Raw genomic sequence first — 21,708 nt, 5'->3', positions numbered from 1 at the left:
CGGGCGTAGCCGCACCCTGCACCCACCGGATCGAACCTAGAACACCACCCACAGCAGTGATGCGACGGCGAAGACCGCCAAACCGAGTGTCGTTTCCATGACGGTCCAGGTCTTGAGTGTCGTCTTCTCGTCCATCCCGAAGAACCGGCTGACGAGCCAGAAGCCGGAGTCGTTGACGTGGGAGAGGACGGTGGCTCCGGCGGCCAGTGCGAACACCAACAACGCGATCTTGAAGTTGCTCAGATCCAGTTCGGCTACCTGCACCGAGATCAGTCCGGCCGTAGTGGTCAGGGCAACTGTGGCCGAACCCTGTGCGACGCGAAGCGCAGTGGCGATCAGGAAGGCCTGCAGGATGATCGGCAGACCGACGTCGGACAGTGATGCGGTGAGCGACTGCCCGATTCCGCTCGCCCGCAGCACTCCACCGAACATTCCGCCGGCACCGGTGATCAAGATGATCGAACAGATGGGCCCGAGTGCCTGGTCCATGTACTTGGCACCGTCGGCCACCGGGAAGCGTCCCGGCGCGAGGATGAACAGGGCCAGCAACAGCGTGATGAGCAGGGCGATGGGGGTCTGGCCGATGAGCGTCAATGCGGCGGCCCAGGTTTCGTCACCGGTGAGTATGCCCGAGGTCGTCAGCGTATTCACGACGGTGTTGAGCGAGATCAGAACGAGCGGCGTCAGCAGGATGAACAGCACCGCACCGAATTTCGGCGTCGGTTCGCGGAGGGCGGCCATCTCTTTGTCGTGCTCTTCGGAGTCCGTCGACCCGGTGGAGAAGAGGTCGATCGGCGTGGTGTTGAACCGCTTGCCGAGCTGGGTACCGACGAGGTAGGAGCCGACGAACCAGGACACGACGGCGACGGGAATGCCGACGAGAAGTACCGTCCCGATGTCGCCGCCGAGGAGGTCGGTGGCCGCAACCGGGCCGGGGTGCGGAGGAACGATGGCGTGCATCGTGGCGAACGCGCCTGCGGTCGGCAGGGCGTACAGCAGTACCGATCCGCCGAAGCGCTTGGCGACGGTGAAGATGATCGGCAAGAAGACGACGAGGCCGGCGTCGAAGAAGATGGGGAAGCCGAAGATGAGCGCGGCGACACCGAGTGCGAGAGGCGCGCGTTTGGCCCCGAACCGGTTGATCAGGGTATCTGCCAATACTTGAGCGCCACCGGTGATTTCGAGCAGTCTGCCGACCATCACGCCCAAGGCGACGAGAAGCGCGACCGACCCGAGTGTGGAACTGAAGCCCGACAGCAGCGCCGCGGGCACGTCTGCCAGTGGGATCCCCGCTGCGACAGCGGTGACCGCGCTGACCAGAACCAGGGAGACGAAGGCGTGCAGTTTCACCTTCATGATGAGGAAAAGCAGGATTGCGACGGCGGCGGCTGCGATCAGCAGCAATGTGGTCGTTCCGTATGCCGGTTCGATCGGATCCATCGGTGTACCTCGTTCGCTCGGCTTGAATTTCGACCATATCGGACGGGTGGGACGTCTCGCGGGGTTACGAGCGCTCGTTGTCGGTCGACTTCTACGGGGTGGAGTACGGTGCCAGTATGAGTGATGGGGATCACGTAATGGGTGGGGATGCCTCCGACGACGCGACGAAGGAGCAGTTGCGCGAGCAGGCGCAGCGGTACGCCGCTGCAGCGCGAATGAAGATGAAGGAGCGACGCGCGAAAGCGTCCGGGGGCCTCGGGTCCGTGGTTGCCGATCGCGCCGGTGGCTGGGACCTCGACGACCAGAACACAATCGCCATGGACCGTCAGCAGCGGCTCTGGAACGGGGTGATGGACCGCTATTTCCGAATGGAGATCGACGGTTGGGAGACCATTCCCGAGTCGCCGGTGCTCGTCGTCGGCGTGCATTCGGGTGCGCCGTTCGTCTGGGATGCGTGGACCGTCGGCGCGCAATGGTGGCGGCACTTCGGCGAAAGGCGGATTCTGCACGGCACGGCGCACGATGCACTGATGGCGTTCCCGTTGATCGGCAAGGTGTTCCGATCGATGGGTGTGCTCCCCGCGGCACCGGATTCGATGTCGACGGCTTTGGCCGAGGGCCGGGACGTCATCGTGTGGCCGGGCGGTGAGGTCGATTCACTGCGGCCCTGGAGCAAGCGGGACGAGGCGACTCTCGGCGGCCGAACCGGTTTCATCAAGCTCGCCATCCGCATGGGTGTACCCATCGTTCCGGTGGCCACCGTCGGCGGGGCCGACGCGATGCCGGTACTCGTTCGAGGCGACAAGCTCTCGAGGGCGCTCAAGCTCGACAAGATTGCGCGGTTGAAGGTGTTTCCGATTGCGATCTCGCTTCCCTGGATCATTGCGCCTGCCGCGTTGCCGCAAATTCCGTTGCCCGCCAAGATTCGCACCCGTTTCATGCCTCCGGTCGAGCTCGACCACGATCCTGCGCTGTGCGACGACGAGGCGTACGTCGACGCCAAGTACGAAGAGGTGCGCGCGAGTATCCAGTCCGGAATGGATGCCCTCGCTCTCAAGCGCAAGTTCCCGGTGTTCGGCTGATACCTCGTTGTCGTAGCTCGATAACGCAGTAGTGCAGACGAATCGAGCGAGTCACTCGAGCTCGCACTTCGCCACGACATCCGGGCTATGGGTTCCTCCCAGGTGTGAGGCTAAGCTCGGTTCATGGATCGGCCTGCAGTCATTCTCGAGAACGATGTGACCGTGTACGACTTCTACCTGCGTCACCAGCAGAGTCGTCGAGTTGCGAGGTTGGCCTATGCCGCCCTTGCTCGACGCTTCCGCCCGCGGGTGTCGTATCCCGATGGTGCGCGCGAGGAGTTGCGTCGGCTCGTGTACGACGACACGCGTCTGCTGATCGCGGTCAATCATCTGACCGAGAGCGATCCCTACACCCTCGCAGCGGCGGCGTGGTCGTCGGCACTGCGTCCGGTGATCGGACGAACGAGGGTATTGGCCAAAGACGAATTGTTCCAGGAACCCAAGCAGCGCAGGCGAATCGACATGATGGGCGGAATTCCCGTCTTTCGGGGCAAGAACCACGGAATGCGCGCCGTCAGCGCTGCGGGTAGCCGCATGATGGATGTCAGCGCCGAGCGTATGAAGCGGGGCGACGACCTCGCGGTGTTCCCCGAGGGCACCTGCAATCTCGAAGATCCCAACACGGTGCAGCACGTCGGCAGCGGAATCGGCCACATCGCAATGCGTGCACGCAAGCTGGGCGTCGAACCGGTATTGGTCTGTATCGGTTTGAGCTACGGCCCCGGCGTGCCGAAGGTGAAGCAGGCCAGCGTCTACATCGATACCCCCATCACCGGACTACCCGAGAAGCCGATCGACATCACCCGGGTGGTGGCGGAGGGTATGCAGAAAGCACTCGACGGGGCGGTGGCTGCGTACTGACCGCACGCCCGGTGTTGATAGAAACAGATGACAGTTATCGAGTTCGGCGTCGTATGAGGAGATATTCGTGAGTGATCAGATCAAGACCGCCATTGTCACCGGTAGTGCACGGGGAATCGGTGCTGCGGTCGCCAGGCGGCTGGCCAAGGACGGTTTCGGGGTTGCTGTGGTGGACCTCGACGAGGCCGCGTGCAGCGACACCGTCGGTGCGATTCAGTCCGCAGGCGGGCAGGCAGTGGCCATCGGTGCCAACGTCGCCGACGAGGAGTCGGTCCAGGCTGCTGTCGATCGCATCGCGAGCGAGTTCGGAGCGCCGACCGTGCTGATCAACAACGCCGGTATCACCCGGGACAACTTGCTGTTCAAGATGACGGTGCAGGACTGGGATTCGGTTCTGGGCGTGCACCTGCGTGGATCGTTCCTGATGACCCGCGCGGTCCAGAAGCACATGATCGATGCCAAGTGGGGTCGTATCGTCAACCTGTCGAGCACCTCGGCCCTCGGTAACCGTGGACAGGCCAACTACTCCGCTGCCAAGGCCGGTATGCAGGGATTCACCAAGACCCTCGCCATCGAACTCGGCAAGTTCGGTGTCACCGCCAATGCCATCGCCCCGGGATTCATCGAAACGGAGATGACCGCGGCGACGGCCGAGCGCGTGGGGATGCCTTTCGAGGACTTCAAAGCTGCTGCTGCGTCTCAGATTCCGGTCAATCGCGTCGGACACCCCGATGACATCGCGCACCTGGCGTCGTTCTTCGTCAGCGAGGGTGCCGGATTCATCTCGGGCCAGGTTGTCTACGCCGCAGGTGGACCGAAGGACTGACCGCCTTCGATCGCGTCACACCGGACCCCGCAAACGAATGAATGTGGCATTGAGCTACTTGGAGTAGCTCAATGCCACATTCATCCACGGGCAGGCGGTCGTATCAATTACGGAGTCGGCAGTCCGCCGTTGACATTGAGCGTGTCACCGGTGACGTATCCCGACTCGGCCGAGGACAAGTACACGTACGCGCCGGCGATCTCGGCCGGCTGACCTGCCCGGCCCAGTGGAGTTTCCTTGCCGAACTCCGGCAGTGCTGATGTCGGCTGACCTCCTGCTGCCTGCAGTGGAGTCCAGAACGGCCCCGGCGCAACCACGTTGACCCGGATTCCCTTGGGTGCCAACTGCTGCGCAAGTGCCTTGCTGATGGTGTTGATGGCCATCTTCGTCGTCGCGTAGTCCACCAGACCGGGCGACGGCGTGTAGGCCTGAATGGAGCTGGTGTTGACGATCGTCGAACCCGCAGGCATGTGCGGCACCGCTTCCTGAATGATCCAGAACAGTGCGTACACATTGGTCTTGAATGTCTGGTCGAACTGCTCCGAGGACAGGTCCGCAAGGTCTTCGACGAATTGCTGCTTGCCCGCCACGTTGACCAACAGGTCGAGGCCGCCGAGCTCGTCGACAGCGGTGCGCACAATTCCGCGCGCTGCCTGCTCGTCGGTGATATCTGCCGGAGCCAAGACTGCGGTGCGGCCGGCGTCGCGTACCAGCTGAGCAACTTCCTGAGCGTCTTTCTCCTCCGACGGCAGGTAGTTGAGCACAACGTCGGCACCCTCGCGGGCAATGGCAATCGCAGCGGCACGCCCGATTCCGGAGTCGGCACCGGTGACGAGTGCTTTGCGGCCGGTCAGGCGACCGGACCCGCGATAGCTGTTCTCACCGTGGTCGGCGAGCGGCTGAAGGTCTGCCGCCAGACCGGGCGGATCCTGGTGCTGTTCCGGGAAGCCGTCCTGACGGTACTGCGTGACGGGGTTGGTGAAGGTGTACTGATCGCTCACTGTCTAATCGTCTCCGAATGCGGTGATTTGCGTGAAGAACCTCTGCTCGATTCCGTGTGCTCGATGCATGCCCCGAAACGGTCGGCCACAAACTGTGACCCACCGGCCAGGGCCTCGAGGCGGGATGACGCAGACTGGTGCACGTGAACGAAGGCGAGGCTCAGGGCAGGATCGAATCGACGTAGCCCCCGTCGACGCGTAGTGCACCACCGGTGGTTGCGGAGGCTTGCTCCGAGCTCAGGTACACGATCATGTTGCCGATTTCCCTCGGCTCGATCAGACGTCCGATGAGCGATTGCGGACGGTTCTCCTTCATGAACTTCGCCTGAGCCTCGTCCCAGGGCAGTTCGTCGCCGACGAGTTCGGCGACGAATTTCTCGACACCCTCGGTGTGGGTGGGCCCGACGATGACGGAGTTGACCGTAACGCCTGTTCCTGCAGCAGCTTTGGCGAAGCCACGGGTCACCGCGAGCAGTGCGGTTTTCGTCATTCCGTAATGGATCATCTCCTCGGGAATGACGACTGCGGAGTCGCTACAGATGTTCTGTATTCGGCCCCAACCGGCGTCGGTCATCGCCGGCAGATACGTGCGGATGAGCCGGATGGCGGACAGTACGTTCACCTCGAAGTAGCGACGCCATTCGTCGTCGTCGATATCGAGGGCAGCTTTGGCACCGAAGATTCCGAGGTTGTTCACCAGGATGTCGACCACGGGAACCGTGGCGAGCAGCGTCTCTACTCCCTCCGCCGTCGCCAGGTCCGCTGCCACCACGATCACCCGTGCGCCGGGTATGTCGCTGAGCAGTTTCTCTTCGGCGGAATCGAGTGCGGACGCACTGCGTCCGTTGAGAACAACGCGCGCACCGGCGCGGGCAAGTTCGGTGGCAATGGCCAATCCGATGCCCTGGCTGGAGCCGGAAATCAAGGCAGTTCGGCCGTCGAGATCGATGTTCATGGAGCCTCCCAGTGTTGTGGAACGACTCCAGTGTGCGCCCCCCGAACGGATGAATGTGGCATTCAGCTTCTCCGAGAAGCTGAATGCCACATTCATCCAGAAGGGGCGGGGATCCAGAAGGGGCGGGGATCCAGAAGGGGCGGGGATTTAGAAGGGGCGGAGGGCTACTACGAATACGTGTAGAAACCCTTGCCGGTTTTGCGTCCCAGCATTCCCGCATCCACCATGCGTTGAAGTAGCGGCGGCGGAGCGTAGTGCGGCTCGCGGAACTCGGCGTACAGCGACTCGGCCACCGCGAGGGTGACGTCGAGGCCGACGGTATCGGTCAGACGCAATGGCCCCATCGGGTGTGCGCAGCCGTTGACCATCCCCTCGTCGATGTCCTCCGCGCTGGCGAAGCCGGACTCGAGCATGCGGATGGCCGAGACCATGTACGGGATGAGCAGAGCGTTGACGATGAATCCGGCACGATCACCGGCGCGGATCGTCTTCTTGCCCAGCGTGTTTCCCGCGTAGTCCGTCACGGCGTCGACTGTCTCTTCGCTGGTCAGCAGGCTGACGACGATCTCGACGAGCGGAAGCACCGGCACCGGGTTGAAGAAGTGCACTCCGACGACCTTGTCGGGACGCTTCGTCGCATTCGCCATCTTGATGACGGGGATCGACGAGGTGTTCGTGGCCAGGATTCCCTCGGGCTTGACGATGGAATCGAGCTTGCCGAACAGATCGAGCTTGAGCGATTCGATCTCCGGTGCCGCCTCGACGACGAGGTCGCGGTCTGCGAAGTCGTCGATGTCGAGTGTCAACGCTATTGCCGCGCGGGCCTTGTCCGCCGCGTCCGCCTCGATACGGCCGGACTTGACTGCTCGCGCGAACGACTTGTCGAGACGCGCCTCGGCGGCGTCTGCCGTCGCCTGGCTCGTCTCGAGGATCAGCACGGAACCACCTGAGCGAGCGCACATCTCGGCGATGCCGGCACCCATGGTGCCGCCGCCGATGACGCCTACGAGTTCGATATCGCTCATTTGAGCAGCGCCCGCGACATGACGACACGCTGAATCTGGTTGGTGCCCTCGTAGATCTGGGTGATCTTGGCGTCGCGCATCATCCGCTCGACCGGGAAGTCGGTGGTGTATCCGGCGCCGCCGAACAGCTGCACGGCGTCGGTGGTGACCTCCATGGCCACGTCGGACGCGAAGCACTTCGCTGCCGCGGAGATGAACCCGAGGTTCTTCTCGCCGCGCTCTGCGCGGGCTGCGGAGCTGTAGACCATCAGTCGGGCTGCTTCGACCTTCATCGCCATGTCGGCGAGCATGAACTGCACGGCCTGGAAGCTCGAGATCGCGGTGCCGAACTGCTTGCGGTCCTTGGTGTATGCGATGGCTGCGTCGAGTGCACCCTGAGCCAGACCCACAGCCTGCGCGCCGATGGTGGGGCGCGTGTGATCGAGGGTCTCGAGGGCGGTCTTGAAGCCGGTGCCCGGATCGCCGATGATGCGGTCGCCGGGAATCTTGCAGTTCTCGAAGTACAGCTCGGTGGTGGGCGAGCCCTTGATGCCGAGCTTCTTCTCTTTCGGGCCGATCGTGAAGCCCTCGTCGTCGATATGCACGATGAACGACGAGATACCGTTCGCACCCTTGTCGGGGTCGGTCACGGCCATGACGGTGTACCACTCGGACTTGCCGCCGTTGGTGATCCAGCACTTGGCGCCGTTGAGGATCCAGTCGTCACCGTCGGCTTTGGCTCGGGTTCGCATGCCTGCTGCGTCGGAGCCTGCTTCGCGCTCGGACAAGGCGTACGACGCCATTGCGCCGCCGGCGAGGGATGGCAGGACCTGCTTCTTGAGCTCCTCGGAGCCCTTGAGGATCAATCCCATCGTGCCGAGCTTGTTGACGGCGGGGATCAGCGACGACGAGCCGCAGACGCGAGCGACCTCTTCGATGACGATGCAGGCAGCGACCGAGTCGGCACCCTGGCCGTCGTACTCCTCGGGAACGTGGATGGCGTTGAAGCCGGACGCGTTGAGGGCTTTGAGGGCCTCTTCGGGGAAACGTGAGTCCTCGTCCACCTCTTTGGCGTACGGGGCGATCTCCTTCTCCGACAGCGCGCGGATGGCAGCACGCAGTTCGTTGTGCTCCTCGGGCGATTGATACAGATCGAAGTCGGGATTTCCGGCCATGTCGGCCACGCTCCTTGAAGGTAGGGGTCAGCACTGCTGGCAAAGGGCACTCAGTGCCAAGGATATGTCAACTCTACGCCCAGATTTTGCATGATTCAAGAGCGGGCCACCGTTTTGCGGCACTGAGTGCCACCTCGAGGCGACGCTTCAGCCAGTTGTGTGATCCGCCAACGCGTCGACGACTTTGGCGACAGAAACGCCCCGTGGGAACGATGCGACGACGATCTCGCCGAGGAACTGCGCCCGAACCTGGGCCAACGCAGACCGCAGATCGTCGACGGACGTGGGAAGGCCGTCGCGAATCATCCGCCGAAGAATGTAGTTGTGGGTGGCGGTCACCGTGGCGGAGAACTGCAGAATCTCGAGGTGCGAATGATCGGGCAGCCTCTGCTGCAGATAGTCGACGAAAAGCCGGTCGTACCGGAAGACGGTCACGATTTCTCGGTCGCGCAAGGCCGGGATGCGGTGGACTACCTGGTAGCGCAGCCGCGACATCTCCTTCCAGTCGGAGAATCGCTCGTACACCAGTTGCGCGGCGTCGCACACCGCTTGCCAGGGATCGCCCTCGTTCGACTCGAGAAAGGCACCGGCCTGCTCGAGCAGTATTTCGTGATCGGCGAAGACGACGTCTTCCTTGGCGCGGAATTGGCGAAAGAACGTCCGTCGCGAGATCCCGGCCGCCCCGGCGATGTCGTCCACCGTCGTCGACTCGTAGCCCTTGACCGAGAACAGATCCAGGGCCGCCGTGGCCACCGTCAGCCTGAAGTCGGTCGATTCCTCGGGTTCTGGGCTCATGGGAGTGAAGGTAGCGGACTTCGGTGCGGGCAGGGAGGACGTCCTTCCGAGGCCCTTCGATGCGAGTAATTGATTGCTAGTGTTCGCAAGTAGCCTGCCACGCGGTGTCGGGTGACCCGGAAGGATGTCATGGCCACGGATTCGAGCAGGCCGCTGTACCGAATGAAGGCAGATTTCTTCAAGACGCTGGCGCATCCTGCACGAATTCGAGTGCTGGAGTTGTTGAGCGAGCGCGAATACGCGGTGTCCGAGATGCTGCCGGAAGTAGGCATCGAGCCGGCGAACCTGTCGCAGCAGTTGTCCATCCTCCGACGCGCCGGCCTCATCGAGGGCACTCGGGAAGGTTTGTCGGTCTCGTACACGCTGACGTCGCCGAAAGTGGCAGACCTGCTGGTGGTGGCGCGGGAAATACTCACCGGAGTGGTGGCCAACCAGGCCGAGTTGTTGGACGGTGAGTCGGGGATGCGCGCGCCGTACCGCGCCTGACCTGCGTGCTTTCGGAGTGACGACCGACTCCCTGTCTTCCTGATTCGTTACTTGCTAAACTTAGCAATCAGATAGATCAGGGATCGAATAGTTGTCAGAAGGCCCAGTGATGTCCGAACCGACACGCCACACCCGCACCAGCGAAGCATTGAGAACAGTGACGGCGCTCCTGCCCAGATGGAGCGAGTGGAAACCCGCCGTCCGCGCACCCGGCGCGGACCTACTGTCCGGTCTCGTCGTGGCCCTGGTCGCGTTGCCCCTGGCTCTCGGCTTCGGTGTCAGCACCGGACTCGGGGCTGCAGCGGGACTGACCACAGCGATCATCGCCGGCGTCGTCGCCGCGGTGTTCGGCGGATCGCGGTTCCAGGTCTCGGGGCCGACCGGTGCCATGACGGTGGTACTGGTGCCGATCGTGGCGAAGTACGGGTCCACCGGGGTTCTCGCCGTCGGCTTGATGGCCGGAGTCATTCTGCTTCTGCTCGCAGCGGCAGGCGTCGGCCGAGCCGTGCGGTACATGCCTGCTCCCGTCATCGAAGGGTTCACCGCAGGAATCGCCGTGGTCATTGCGCTGCAACAGGTTCCGGCCGCTCTGGGCATCACCGATGCTCAGGGTGAGAAGGTGTGGCAATCCGCGTTCGACGCCGCTCGTTCGTTCGTCTCGCATGCGACTGTCCTGACCCCCGCCGTGGCGCTCGCCGTCGCGGTCGTCATGCTCGTGGGCGGCCGTCTGGTACCGAAGATTCCGTTCTCCTTGGTCGCGGTCGCCGCGGCAACTGTGGTCACGCAGTTGTTCGACCTCGACATCGCCCGCATCGGCGCGATTCCGTCGTCGTTGTCCGTCCCGAGCCTGAGCTTCTTTCATCTGGGCGACATGACGGCGTTGTTGGCCCCGGCCTGTGCCGTCGCAGCTTTGGCAGCCTTGGAATCGTTGCTCTCCGCGACGGCAGCCGACTCGATGGGCGTCGGCGCTCGCCACAACCCCGACCGGGAGCTGTTCGGACAGGGGCTCGCCAACATTGCCGCGCCCCTGTTCGGCGGCATTCCCGCTACCGGTGCCATTGCCCGCACTGCAGTCAATGTTCGGTCCGGCGCGCGGACCAGGCTAGCGGCACTCACTCATGCCGTGATCCTCGCGGGCATCATGTACTCCGCCGCTGGACTCGTGGCCGACATCCCGCTCGCCGCCCTGGCCGGGGTATTGCTGGCGACGACGGTGCGGATGGTCGAGACCGCGTCGATCCGGGCGATCACCCGGGCAAGTCGAGGCGACACCGTGGTGATGATGGCAACGTTCCTGGTCACGGTCGTCTTCGATCTCGTGACAGCGGTAGCGGTCGGCGTCGGCTTCGCTGCAATCCTGGCCCTGCGCGCCGTCGCTCGATCTGCCACGGTCGAGCAGGTTCCCCTGGACGCACTCGACGCAGTCTCGGAGGAAGAAGGCGAGCTGCTTCGTGAACACATCGTCGCGTACCGAATCGACGGTGCCTTGTTCTTCGGTGCAGCGCACAGCTTTCTGCTCGAACTCGCCGACGTCTCGGATGTGAAAGTGGTGATCCTGCGCATGTCACGAGTCACCACGATCGACGCCACCGGGGCCATCGTCCTCAAGGACACGATCACCGAGCTCGAACACCGCGGAATCACCGTCCTCATCTCCGGAGCCAAACCCGAACACCTACGCCCCCTTGTCGCACTGGGTGTGTTCACCACCAAGGACGACGATGCGCGACGCGTCTTCGACACCACACCGCAGGCCATCGCCCACGCGCGTGCACTCGTCACCGACGCGGCCGTGCACCACGGGTAGAGTCGTAGGTCACACTTGCGTAGGAAAGGACCAGTTCACCGTGGCTCTCGTTGCCGGCATCGATTCCTCCACCCAATCGTGCAAAGTATTCGTCCGTGACGCCGAGTCGGGGGAGTTGGTCCGCCAGGGGCGAGCAGCTCATCCCGACGGTACCGAGATCGATCCGCAGCGATGGAAGGATGCGCTCGACGAGGCCATCGCCGACGCAGGCGGCCTCGACGATGTGGATGCGGTGTCGGTAGGTGCACAGCAGCACGGCATGGTCTGCCTCGACGACGCGGGATCGGTTGTTCGTAAGGCTTTGCTGTGGAACGACACTCGGTCGGCTCGAGCCGCCGAGGATCTCGTAGCCGAGTTGGGTGAGAAGGAAGGCGTCGACGGTGGACAGGCCTGGGCCGACGCAGTCGGAGTGGTTCCGCTTGCCTCCATCACCGTCGCAAAGTTGCGGTGGCTCGCCGACCACGAGCCCGACAACGCCGATCGCACTGCGGCAGTCTGCCTTCCGCACGATTGGCTCGGTTGGCAGCTCGGCGGCGCATCGGGGCTCGACACCCTGGCCACCGATCGCGGCGACGCCAGCGGTACCGGATATTTCTCGGCCGCGTCCAACGAATATCGAACAGATCTGCTGCAGTTGGGGTTTCGTGGTCGCAACCCACAGCTTCCACGGGTCGCTGCGCCGTACGAGACCATCGGCCGAACACCGGCCGGGGCGCTGATCGGGCCGGGAACCGGAGACAACGCGGCGGCAGCATTGGCGCTCGATGCACAGCCCGGTGACGTGATCGTATCGGTGGGAACCTCCGGCGTCGTGTCGGCAGTGACATCGGTTGCCGCAGCCGACGGTTCGGGCCTTGTCGCCGGATTCGCCGACGCCACCGGCCGTCAGCTGCCGCTGGTATGCACCCTCAATGCCGCCCGCGTACTCGATGCCACGGCGCGTCTGCTGGGCGTCGATCACGACGAGTTGTCCCGGTTGGCACTGTCGACGGCCAGCGAGGGCTTGGTGTTGGTGCCGTACCTCGAGGGCGAGCGAACTCCCAATCGTCCCGACGCGTCCGGCGCGATTCATGGTCTACGACTGGGCAATTCGACGCCGGGCCACCTCGCGCGAGCGGCAGTCGAAGGGTTGCTGTGCGGACTGGCCGACGGTATCGATCACCTGCGTGCACAAGGTGTGGAGGCGAAGCGGGTGCTGCTCATCGGCGGCGGCGCGAAGTCTGCCGCACTGCGCGAACTGGCTCCGGCCATTCTCGGCGTTCCGGTGATCGTGCCGGAGCCGGGCGAGTACGTGGCCGACGGCGCTGCGCGGCAGGCCGCGTGGACACTGGCCGGAACCAGCGAGCCGCCGACCTGGGCGCAGGCACCGTCGCAGACCTACGAGGCCGACCCCACCCCGGCGGTGCGGGAGCGCTACGCCGAGGTGCGGGATCTGACGGAGGGCACCACCGCCATGTGAGCGGAAGTTCGTAGCAGGGGTCGAAGTTCCGCGCACATGCGGCGGAGCCGCTCTCACGGAATGAGGCGCGCGTCTCGGTAGCGCTCGATCACCGAGGCGATGGCGTCCGGCGTGGATCGGAAGCCGAGGAAGCCGGCCTTCTTGGACTTGTTCATGTCCGTCAGGCATTCCATGTCGCGGCCGAGGTCGCCGTCGGTGTGCCACCACGACGCCAGGCGAGAGACATCGCTTTCCACGAGATCGTGCTTGTCGGCGATGCGCTTCCACGTTGCGGCCGCGTCGGACATGCGGGGCTCGAGGGGCCGCGGCTCGCTGTCGAAGCCCTCGGGCTCGACGCCGAAGTGCGCGGCGAACTGCGGCCACAGCCAGCGCCAGCGGAACACGTCACCGTTGGCGATGTTGAACGCCTCGTTGTGTGCGTTGTCATCGGTTGCGGCCCACACCATTTGCTCGGCGAGCAGGTCGGCGTCGGTGAGGTCGGTGAGACCGTTCCACTGTGTTTCGGATCCGGGAAAGACGAACTTCTCGCCCAGTTCTTTGCAGATCGACGCGTAGACCGACAGCGTCAGCATCATGTTCATCGCGTTGCCGACGGCGAATCCGGAGATGGTGTGCGCGCGATGCACGCTCCAGCCGAATCCGAATTTCTCTGCGCCGGCGAACAATTCGTCTTCCTGGGCGTAATAGAAGTTCGGGGTGTCGAGGCGGTCTTCGGTTTCGTGGAACGGCGTCTCGGCCATCACCGCTTCGCCGTAGGCATCGAACGGTCCGAGGTAGTGCTTGAGGCCGGTCATCAGCGCGACGTGCTTCACCGAGTCGATGGGTCCGAGGACATTGAGCACGTTGCGTAGCGTCGCCGAGTTGACCTCGATGTTCTCCTGCTCGGAATCTTTCTTCATCCAGGCCGTGAAGAACACGACCTCGGGGCGCACGTCGTGCAGGGCCGCTTCGAGCGAAGTCGGGTCGAGCAGATCCGCCGCGACCGGCACGACGCCCTCGATCGGGACACTGCCGCTGCGGCTCAGTCCGTAGGTGGTCCAGCCTGCATCGAGTGTGGCGCGGCACAGGGCCTGCCCGGAGATGCCGGTGGCACCGACGATCAGCGCACGCGTGTTGTTCGTAGTCATCGGTGCCGACTACCCACTGGGGCAGATGCAACACCTGACGCGTCGTGTCTCACAGCAGGCGCACCCCGACCGCGACAGTCGACGAGATCCAGATGCGGCATACCGTTGAGGAAACGAGCATGTCCAGTCGTCGCGCGAGGAGAATTATGGTTGCCGTCAAAACTGCTGTTCATCAATCGGATTCGAGTCGGAGCGGGCGGGTACTCCGAGTCGGGCCTTTGAAACCGTCGTTGATGGACACCTTGGTTTCCGAGTACGACGCGCTGGAACTTCCCGAGGGCGACGAACGTGATCAGTTCCTCGATGCGCACGGCGAGTCGATCATCGCGGTCGTCACGTCCGGCCGCACCGGCGTCGATGCCGCGTTGATGGAACGGTTGCCGCGGCTCGGTGCAGTGGTGAACTTCGGCGTCGGATACGACGCCACGGATGTCGACTCGGCAGCCGAACGAGGCATCGGCGTCAGCAACACCCCCGACGTGTTGACCGACTGTGTGGCGGATCTCGCCGTCGGTTTGGTGATCGACACCGTGCGCGGGGTCTCCTCCGCCGAGCGTTTCGTGCGCGCCGGCCGGTGGGCGGCCGAGGGCAACCCACCACTGACGCGTCAGGTCACCGGAAAGCGCGTCGGAATCATCGGGATGGGCCGCATCGGTTCGGCGATTGCGCATCGGCTGGGCGGATTTCGATGCACCGTCTCGTACCACAATCGACACGAGATCGACGGCTCGCCCTACGCGTATGCAGCCGGTCCGACGGCACTCGCCGAGAGCGTCGACGTGTTGATCATCGCCGCGTCGGGTGGTGCGGGCACTGCGCAACTGGTGGATCGCGCAGTGCTCGAAGCGCTGGGGCCGCAGGGGTATCTGATCAACATTGCCCGCGGAAGCGTCGTCGACGAGGAGGCGATGATCGAGTTGCTCGCGGCCGGGCAACTCGCCGGAGCCGGCCTGGACGTGTTCGCCCACGAACCGAATGTGCCCGCCGCGCTGCTGGCCCTGGACAACGTGGTGTTACTGCCGCATGTGGGCAGCGCAACGGTGGAGACACGCGCCGCAATGGAAGCTCTGACCCTCGAGAACCTCGATCGCTTCCTGGCCGACGGCACCCTGGTCACTCCGGTGACGCCCTGATCGTCCGCGCCGACGATTCGCAACCTTCCCTCCGGTAAGAGTAGAGTTGCCCGCGGAGCGGACGCCCGTTGTCACCCTGACCGGCTTCGATCTGCTCGCATCCAAGAAATCGAACGGAGTTGTCGTGTCTCGAGCTGCCCAGGTGCCTGTCACCGCCGTCGAAGACGTCTCGGTGCTCGGTGCATTGCGCTCGCCGAGACGACTCAAGACCGAGGTCCTCGCCGGCCTGGTGGTCGCGCTGGCGTTGATTCCGGAGGCCATTTCGTTCTCGATCATCGCTGGAGTCGATCCACGCGTCGGGCTGTTCGCGTCGTTCACGATGGCGGTCACGATCTCCATCGTCGGTGGCCGACCGGCGATGATCTCCGCCGCCACCGGGGCGATCGCGCTGGTCGTCGCTCCGCTGGCGCGTGAATACGGACTCGACTACCTGATCGCGGCCGTGATTCTCGGTGGCGTGCTGCAGGTGGTGCTGAGCGTTGTCGGTGTCGCCAAACTGATGCGATTCATCCCGCGCAGCGTCATGGTCGGATTCGTCAATGCGCTGGCGATCCTGATCTTCAGCTCGCAACTGCCGTATCTGATCGGGGTGCCGTGGTTGGTCTACCCGCTGGTCGCCGTCGGCTTGCTCATCATGTTCTTCCTGCCCAAGCTCACCACCATCGTGCCGGCACCACTGATCGGCATCGTGGTTCTCACCGCTGTCACACTCGTGTTCGCGCTGGCGGTGCCCGATGTCGGTGACGAAGGCGAACTGCCCTCCTCGCTGCCGTCGTTCCTGATCCCGGACGTGCCGTTCACTCTCGACACGCTGTCGATCGTCGCGCCGTTCGCGCTGGCCATTGCCCTGGTCGGACTGCTGGAGTCGCTGATGACGGCCAAGCTCGTCGACGACATCACCGACTCGCACTCGAACAAGACCCGCGAGGGTTGGGGCCAGGGCGTGGCGAACCTGGTCACCGGGTTCACCGGCGGCATGGGCGGCTGCGCGATGATCGGCCAGACCATGATCAACGTCAAGGTCTCCGGTGCCCGCACCCGAATCTCGACGTTCCTCGCCGGAGTGTTCCTGCTGATCCTGGTGGTCGGACTCGGCGATATCGTGGCCTTGATTCCGATGGCCGCGTTGGTCGCGGTGATGATCATGGTCTCCGTCGGAACCTTCGACTGGCACAGCATCAACCCGAAGACGCTGCGACGTATGCCCAAGAGCGAGACCCTCGTCATGGTGGCCACGGTCGCGGTCACGGTCGCCACCAACAACCTCGCCTACGGCGTGGTCGTCGGCGTCATCACCGCGATGGTGCTGTTCGCTCGCCGGGTTGCTCATCTGACCGAGGTGGTCGACGTGGCTCATCCTGACGACGACACCCGCGTCTACGCGGTGAAGGGCGAGTTGTTCTTCGCGTCGAGCAATGACTTGATCTATCAGTTCGACTACGTCGGAGATCCCAAGAACGTCGTCATCGACATGTCGGAGTCGCACATCTGGGACGCCTCGACCGTCGCGACTCTCGACGCCATCACCACCAAGTACGCAGCGAAGGGCAAGACCGTCGACATCGTCGGACTGAACGCGTCGTCGATCGAGCGGCACGATCGCCTCAGCGGAAACATGGGTGCCGAGCTCTGACTAGGGTGGTTGGTCGAACGAAGAGAGGCGGCACATGAGCGACGACGGCCTTCACATGCAGATCGGGCAGGTAGCTCAACGAACCGAGCTGTCGATCCGCACGGTCCGCCACTACGACGACGTCGGCTTGGTCACGCCCTCTGCCCGCACCGCAGGCGGCTTTCGGCTGTACACCGAGGCCGACGTCGAGCGCCTGCTCGTCATACGCCGAATGAAGCCACTCGACTTCACGTTGGCCGAGATGAAGCAACTTCTCGAATCCCTCGACGTCGTGTCCGACGCCGATGCGAGCGAGGACTCACGATCCTCGGCTGCGGATTTCGTCGGTGAATGCCACACCAAGGCCGAGGAGAGCTGCCGCACGTTGCGGCGGCAGCTCGCCTACGCCGAGGAGCTGACGGAGCTGCTCTCCGCGCGCGGAGCAGCGGCCGAGCCCTGAGCCGGCCGGGATCTATCCGTCCACGACCACCGGGACGATGAGCGGCTGACGGCCCAGCGTCTGCTTGGCCCAGCGGGCCGATTCCTGCACGATCCGCTTCTCGATGTGCTCGCGCGATGCGACTTTGACGTCGCTCTCTCGGGTCAGGGTCTTGCCGATCGCCTTGGCCAGCGAGTCGAAAGCGTTGGCCTCGTGCGCGAATCCGCGTCCGATGAAGTCGACGTCGTCGACCAGCAGGCCGGTATCGGGATCGACGATGGCGATAACGGTCAGCACGCCCTCGTTCGCGAGCAGGCGTCGATCGGCCAGCGAATCCTCGGTGACACCGCCGACGGAACTGCCGTCGACGTAGATGAGTTCGATCGGGACGCTGCCGGTGATGCTCGCGACGCCGTCGAACAGGTCGATGACGCTGCCGTTCTCGGCGATCAGCACGCGATCGCGCGGAACGCCGGTCCTGATGGCGAGATCGGCATTGGCACGCAGGTGTCGCGACTCCCCGTGTACGGGAAGCACATTGGCGGGTTCGAGGATGTTGTAGCAGTAGACGAGCTCGCCTGCGCTGGCGTGGCCGGAAACGTGCACCTTCGCATTTCCCTTGTGCACCACCCGTGCACCCTTGTCGACGAGACCGTTGATGACGCGGTAAATCGCGTTCTCGTTTCCGGGAATGAGGCTGCTCGCCATCAGCACGGTGTCGCCGTCGCCCACCTTGATCTGATGCTCACCCGACGCCATCCGCGACAGCGCCGCGAGGGGCTCGCCCTGCGATCCCGTGCAGATCAGCGTGATCTTGTTCGCCGGAAGCCGATTGAGCTTCGGTAGGTCCACGACGAGTCCGTCGGGCACATCGAGGTAGTTCAGATCGGTCGCAATCTTCATGTTGCGCACCATCGACCGCCCGACGAACGCAACTTTGCGACCCTGCGCGTGCGCGGCGTCGAGTACCTGTTGAATGCGGTGTACGTGACTGGCGAAGCTCGAGACGATGACCCGCCCCGATGTTTCGCGGAAGACCTTCTCGATGGCCGGGACCAGATCGCGTTCGGAGACCATGAACCCGGGAACTTCGGCGTTGGTCGAGTCGACGAGGAGTAGATCGAGCCCTTCCTCGCCGAGCCGTGCGAATCCGCGGAGGTCGGTGATCCGACCGTCCAGCGGGAACTGGTCCATCTTGAAGTCGCCGGTGTGCAGCACCAGACCGGCGTCCGTCCGGATGGCGATGGCGAGACCGTCGGGGATCGAGTGGTTGACGGCGAGGAACTCGAGCTCGAACGGGCCTTCCTGACGGGTTTGCCCCGCCTCGACCTCGATCAGCTTGGTCGAGACCTTGAACTCCTCGAACTTGGCCGCCAGGAAGTGCAGCGTCAGCCTCGACGAGATGACGGGAATGTCGCCGCGCTCGCGCAACAGATAGGGGACGCCGCCGATGTGGTCCTCGTGTCCGTGGGTGAGGACGATCGCGACCACGTCGTCGAGACGATCCCGGATGCAGCTCCAGTCGGGCAGGATGACGTCGACGCCGGGCTGGTGCTCTTCGGGGAACAGCACGCCACAGTCGACGATGAGCAGTTTTCCGTCGAATTCGAAGACGGTCATGTTCCGGCCGATCTCGCCGAGACCGCCGGTGGCGATCACGCGAAGGTGCCCTGCCGACAGCGCCGAGGAGGATCGCTTTCGAGGTGCGGCGGGGGATCTGCGTTGGCGTGGTGATCTCGACATGTGTCTTACGCTACGGGAGGTTGCGCAGGACGGTTCACAGCCGGTCCGCTCCTGTGTTCCGCATGTCGGACCGTTCGGGTATCGCGGGGACTCTACTGTTGCGTAACAGTAGGGATACGCGTGCTCTTATCCTACGGTTATGAACGTCGACGATTCCCAGAACGTCACCATCGATCTGCTCTACGGCGGACGCTGAGCCGAACGTCGTGCGCCTTCTTCCCGCGACCCCTGACGGCGGGGCACGATCGAGCTCGCCGTGGCTGATAGTGGCCATGGCCAGCATTGCGTCGATCATGACCGCCCCCGGCCAGACGGCTGCTATTTCGGTGTTCACCGATCCCCTCATCGCCGAGCTCGGAATCAGCCGGACCGATCTCTCGCTCAGTTACCTCATCGGCACGCTGGCCGGAGCGGCTGCGATGCCGATGGTGGGCAGAGCTCTCGACAGATACGGCGTCAGGGCAGTCATGACGGTTCTGGGGTTGATCTTCGGTGCCGTCCTCGTGGGATTGAGTTTTGCTGCCGATGTTTTCGGCCTGACGGCGGGCTTCGTCGGCATCCGAATGGTCGGCCAAGGTGCGCTCGGACTTGCGGCGACCACGGCAGTCGCGGTGCACGTGACGCACCGTCGCGGGCTCGCGCTCGGCATCACGGCTGCGGCTGGGTCGGCCGGGATCTCGATGGCGCCGGTGCTTCTCGAACGTCTCGTCGCCGGCCACGGTGTCGATGCCGTGTGGCGCTACGAGGGAATTGCCGTGTGGCTCATCGTTGTGCCCGTGGCTCTGATCGGACTCCGATCGGCCGGAAGAGTGAGAGTGGTGTCCGCGGTAACGGTCGAGTCGGCGGCTGGTGACCAACCGGATGTTCCCGTGGAACGGGACGTGTGGACCACCAGGAAGGCGCTGCGCACCCCGATGTTCTGGGCTATCGCTGCTGGTCTGGCCTCGTCCGGAATGCTCAGCACGGCGGTCAACTTCCATCAGGTGTCCCTACTGGGTGAGCAGGGATTGAGCGCGACCGCGGCGGCAGCGAACTTCATTCCGCAGACCGTGGCCGGGTTGGTCAGCACCCTCGCTATCGGGGCGCTGGCCGACTCGATGGCACCGAAACTCGGCGTCGCGATATCGATGGCACTGTTGTGTGCAGCGCTGGTGTCGATACCGCTGGTTGCGCCCGGTTTCACGGCCATCGTCTACGGGCTGATCCTGGGTTGCGCGTCGGGCGCCGTGCGGGCCATCGAGGCCGCGGCGTACGCGCACTACTTCGGCACCGCACACATCGGCGGAATACGTGGGGTGGCGACGATGATCGGTGTCGGCTCCACTGCATTCGGACCGCTGGCACTGTCGTTGGGTCGTGATGCTGTCGGTGGGTACGTCCCAGTGGTTCTCGGCCTGGCCGTGATTCCAGCCGTCGTGGGAGTTGTGGTTGCGTTCGTTCCGGCACCGAAGCTTCACCCGCGAGCAACCCGACCATCGCAGGAATGAGGCCTCGTCGGTGACTCACATCGATACCTCGAAACCGTTGCGGAATCGCGCAGCATCACTTTAATCTGATGACACGCGTCATCGGATGGCGTTTCGTGCGGGAGGAGTTCGTCAGCATGCATGTTCACACCGTGGTGATCATCGGTAGTGGTTTCGGTGGCCAGTGCGCAGCGAAGGCGCTGCTCGATCGTGGCATCGACGACCTCGTCATCCTCGAGAGACGGTCCTTCCTCGGTGGCACCTGGAAGCAGAATCGCTACCCGGGGGCAGCCGTCGACGTGCAGAGCCCGCTGTACTCGATCGCCTCCGAGCCGTTCGAGTGGACGCGAATGTTCGCCGAACGGGAGGAGCTCGAGCGGTACACCCAGTACGTGCTCGAATCCAACGGACTGCCGCAGCGCACACACGCGAACACCGACGTCCAGAAGATCGAGTGGGCGGGCGATCACTGGACCATCGCCACCTCTCGTGGTGACTACGCGGCGAAGTTCGTCGTCAACGCCTCGGGACCGCTCAGCACGCCTGTCGTGCCGCCGTTTCCCGGCCGAGAGAAGTTCCAGGGCAAGCAGTTCCATACCAACGACTGGGACATCGAGTACGACCATGCGGGCAAGAGAGTGGCTATCGTGGGCAGCGGGGCCAGTGCCGCGCAGATCATCCCCGCGATCCAACCCGATGTGGAGCACCTGCACGTCTTTCAGCGCACCCCGCACTGGGTGATGCCGCGGCACGACCGCGAGTTCACGCCGCTGCAACGAAAGCTGTTGCGCATGGAACCGATTCGACGGCTGGTGCGCGCGGGGATCTACTGGAGTCTCGAAACTCGTATTCTCGGCTTCAAGTATTCACGGCGGATGCTGAAGGCGGTGGCGCAGCGAACTGCTCTGCAGCACATCGAGTCTCAGGTTCCCGCCTCCGAGCTTCGAGCGAAGGTGACCCCGGACTACGTCATCGGGTGCAAGCGGGTACTGCTGTCCAACACGCTGTATCCCGCGCTGGGGCAATCGAACGTCACCCTGCACGACAAGAACGACGGCATCGCCGAGATCACCGACACCGGAATTCTCACCACTACAGGCGAACACGTCGATGTCGACCTGCTGGTGTGGTCCACCGGATACGACGCCACCGACGGCGTCATCTCGTACCCGGTGATCGGCCGTGACGGCCGGGCCCTGGCCGACGTCTGAGATCCCTACCCCCGCGCTTACCTCGGCACGACGATTCCCGGCTTCCCGAATCTCTTCGTCGTCACCGGACCGAACACCGGCATCGG

At 64.0% G+C, this 21,708-nt stretch carries 19 protein-coding genes; 11 read left to right on the top strand and 8 right to left on the bottom strand.

The window, feature by feature from the left end:
- Nucleotides 1-36: 36 nt before the first annotated feature.
- Nucleotides 37-1,440: a GntP family permease gene (locus RHODMAR_RS02455; RefSeq protein WP_008710927.1), complete on the bottom strand. Its 1,404-nt coding sequence runs from the start codon at nucleotides 1,438-1,440 to the stop codon at nucleotides 37-39.
- 116 nt (nucleotides 1,441-1,556) lie between these two features.
- Here RHODMAR_RS02455 and RHODMAR_RS02450 point away from each other — a divergent pair, with 116 nt between their 5' ends.
- From RHODMAR_RS02450 to fabG, 3 genes are all read left to right on the top strand, one after another.
- On the top strand, nucleotides 1,557-2,522 hold the full coding sequence (locus tag RHODMAR_RS02450; RefSeq protein WP_232433552.1) for a lysophospholipid acyltransferase family protein: 966 nt from the start codon (nucleotides 1,557-1,559) through the stop codon (nucleotides 2,520-2,522).
- Nucleotides 2,523-2,645: 123 nt separating this feature from the next.
- Nucleotides 2,646-3,383, top strand: coding sequence for a lysophospholipid acyltransferase family protein (locus RHODMAR_RS02445; RefSeq protein ID WP_008710924.1), 738 nt, complete (start codon nucleotides 2,646-2,648; stop codon nucleotides 3,381-3,383).
- A 67-nt stretch (nucleotides 3,384-3,450) separates the two neighbouring features.
- Nucleotides 3,451-4,209 carry a 3-oxoacyl-ACP reductase FabG gene (fabG, locus tag RHODMAR_RS02440; RefSeq protein WP_008710922.1) on the top strand — a complete coding sequence of 253 codons (759 nt, stop codon included), beginning with the start codon at nucleotides 3,451-3,453 and terminating at the stop codon, nucleotides 4,207-4,209.
- Between the two features lie 107 nt (nucleotides 4,210-4,316).
- Here the strand turns inward: fabG and RHODMAR_RS02435 are convergent, their stop codons facing one another.
- From RHODMAR_RS02435 to RHODMAR_RS02415, 5 genes are all read right to left on the bottom strand, one after another.
- Nucleotides 4,317-5,210, bottom strand: coding sequence for a glucose 1-dehydrogenase (locus RHODMAR_RS02435; protein ID WP_008710920.1), 894 nt, complete (start codon nucleotides 5,208-5,210; stop codon nucleotides 4,317-4,319).
- 160 nt (nucleotides 5,211-5,370) lie between these two features.
- Nucleotides 5,371-6,165, bottom strand: a complete 795-nt coding sequence (locus RHODMAR_RS02430) for an SDR family NAD(P)-dependent oxidoreductase (RefSeq protein ID WP_008710918.1) — start codon at nucleotides 6,163-6,165, stop codon at nucleotides 5,371-5,373.
- A gap of 167 nt (nucleotides 6,166-6,332) precedes the next feature.
- A complete protein-coding gene (locus tag RHODMAR_RS02425; protein WP_269744595.1) occupies nucleotides 6,333-7,181 on the bottom strand; it encodes a 3-hydroxybutyryl-CoA dehydrogenase in 849 nt (282 codons plus the stop codon).
- Nucleotides 7,182-7,186: 5 nt separating this feature from the next.
- Nucleotides 7,187-8,353 carry an acyl-CoA dehydrogenase gene (locus RHODMAR_RS02420; RefSeq protein ID WP_042937652.1) on the bottom strand — a complete coding sequence of 389 codons (1,167 nt, stop codon included), beginning with the start codon at nucleotides 8,351-8,353 and terminating at the stop codon, nucleotides 7,187-7,189.
- A gap of 138 nt (nucleotides 8,354-8,491) precedes the next feature.
- Complete coding sequence (locus tag RHODMAR_RS02415; protein WP_008710911.1) at nucleotides 8,492-9,139, bottom strand: TetR family transcriptional regulator; 648 nt, start codon at nucleotides 9,137-9,139, stop codon at nucleotides 8,492-8,494.
- A 129-nt stretch (nucleotides 9,140-9,268) separates the two neighbouring features.
- On the opposite strand from RHODMAR_RS02415, the gene RHODMAR_RS02410 reads away from it, so the two are divergent.
- The 3 genes from RHODMAR_RS02410 to RHODMAR_RS02400 all read left to right on the top strand — a co-directional run bounded on the left by RHODMAR_RS02410 (nucleotide 9,269) and on the right by RHODMAR_RS02400 (nucleotide 12,891).
- Nucleotides 9,269-9,625 carry an ArsR/SmtB family transcription factor gene (locus tag RHODMAR_RS02410; RefSeq protein WP_008710908.1) on the top strand — a complete coding sequence of 119 codons (357 nt, stop codon included), beginning with the start codon at nucleotides 9,269-9,271 and terminating at the stop codon, nucleotides 9,623-9,625.
- Between the two features lie 109 nt (nucleotides 9,626-9,734).
- The gene (locus RHODMAR_RS02405) at nucleotides 9,735-11,432 is read left to right on the top strand and encodes a SulP family inorganic anion transporter (RefSeq protein ID WP_008710907.1); all 1,698 of its coding nucleotides are present in this window, start codon (nucleotides 9,735-9,737) and stop codon (nucleotides 11,430-11,432) included.
- A 40-nt stretch (nucleotides 11,433-11,472) separates the two neighbouring features.
- Complete coding sequence (locus RHODMAR_RS02400) at nucleotides 11,473-12,891, top strand: xylulokinase (protein ID WP_008710905.1); 1,419 nt, start codon at nucleotides 11,473-11,475, stop codon at nucleotides 12,889-12,891.
- A 53-nt stretch (nucleotides 12,892-12,944) separates the two neighbouring features.
- On the opposite strand, the gene RHODMAR_RS02395 is transcribed toward RHODMAR_RS02400, so the two are convergent.
- Entirely contained in the window at nucleotides 12,945-14,018 is a 1,074-nt protein-coding gene (locus tag RHODMAR_RS02395) for an SDR family oxidoreductase (RefSeq protein WP_008710903.1), read from the bottom strand.
- 146 nt (nucleotides 14,019-14,164) lie between these two features.
- Here RHODMAR_RS02395 and RHODMAR_RS02390 point away from each other — a divergent pair, with 146 nt between their 5' ends.
- The 3 genes from RHODMAR_RS02390 (at nucleotide 14,165) to RHODMAR_RS02380 (ending at nucleotide 17,223) form a co-directional block, all read left to right on the top strand.
- Nucleotides 14,165-15,151, top strand: coding sequence for a 2-hydroxyacid dehydrogenase (locus tag RHODMAR_RS02390; protein WP_008710900.1), 987 nt, complete (start codon nucleotides 14,165-14,167; stop codon nucleotides 15,149-15,151).
- A 124-nt stretch (nucleotides 15,152-15,275) separates the two neighbouring features.
- Nucleotides 15,276-16,784 carry a SulP family inorganic anion transporter gene (locus RHODMAR_RS02385; protein ID WP_042937687.1) on the top strand — a complete coding sequence of 503 codons (1,509 nt, stop codon included), beginning with the start codon at nucleotides 15,276-15,278 and terminating at the stop codon, nucleotides 16,782-16,784.
- A 34-nt stretch (nucleotides 16,785-16,818) separates the two neighbouring features.
- Nucleotides 16,819-17,223 (top strand): MerR family transcriptional regulator, encoded by a 405-nt coding sequence (locus RHODMAR_RS02380; protein ID WP_008710895.1) that lies wholly within the window; start codon nucleotides 16,819-16,821, stop codon nucleotides 17,221-17,223.
- 12 nt (nucleotides 17,224-17,235) lie between these two features.
- Here the strand turns inward: RHODMAR_RS02380 and RHODMAR_RS02375 are convergent, their stop codons facing one another.
- Nucleotides 17,236-18,945, bottom strand: a complete 1,710-nt coding sequence (locus RHODMAR_RS02375; RefSeq protein WP_051047720.1) for a ribonuclease J — start codon at nucleotides 18,943-18,945, stop codon at nucleotides 17,236-17,238.
- 206 nt (nucleotides 18,946-19,151) lie between these two features.
- On the opposite strand from RHODMAR_RS02375, the gene RHODMAR_RS02370 reads away from it, so the two are divergent.
- Nucleotides 19,152-20,432 (top strand): MFS transporter, encoded by a 1,281-nt coding sequence (locus RHODMAR_RS02370; RefSeq protein ID WP_232433551.1) that lies wholly within the window; start codon nucleotides 19,152-19,154, stop codon nucleotides 20,430-20,432.
- Between the two features lie 68 nt (nucleotides 20,433-20,500).
- Complete coding sequence (locus RHODMAR_RS02365) at nucleotides 20,501-21,622, top strand: flavin-containing monooxygenase (RefSeq protein WP_008710887.1); 1,122 nt, start codon at nucleotides 20,501-20,503, stop codon at nucleotides 21,620-21,622.
- The last annotated feature ends 86 nt before the right edge of the window (nucleotides 21,623-21,708 follow it).

This window comes from Rhodococcus sp. AW25M09 (assembly GCF_000333955.1).
Lineage (GTDB): Bacteria > Actinomycetota > Actinomycetes > Mycobacteriales > Mycobacteriaceae > Rhodococcoides.
Note: the sequence above shows the minus strand (reverse complement) of the source record. Positions and strands in the feature narration are given on the sequence as shown.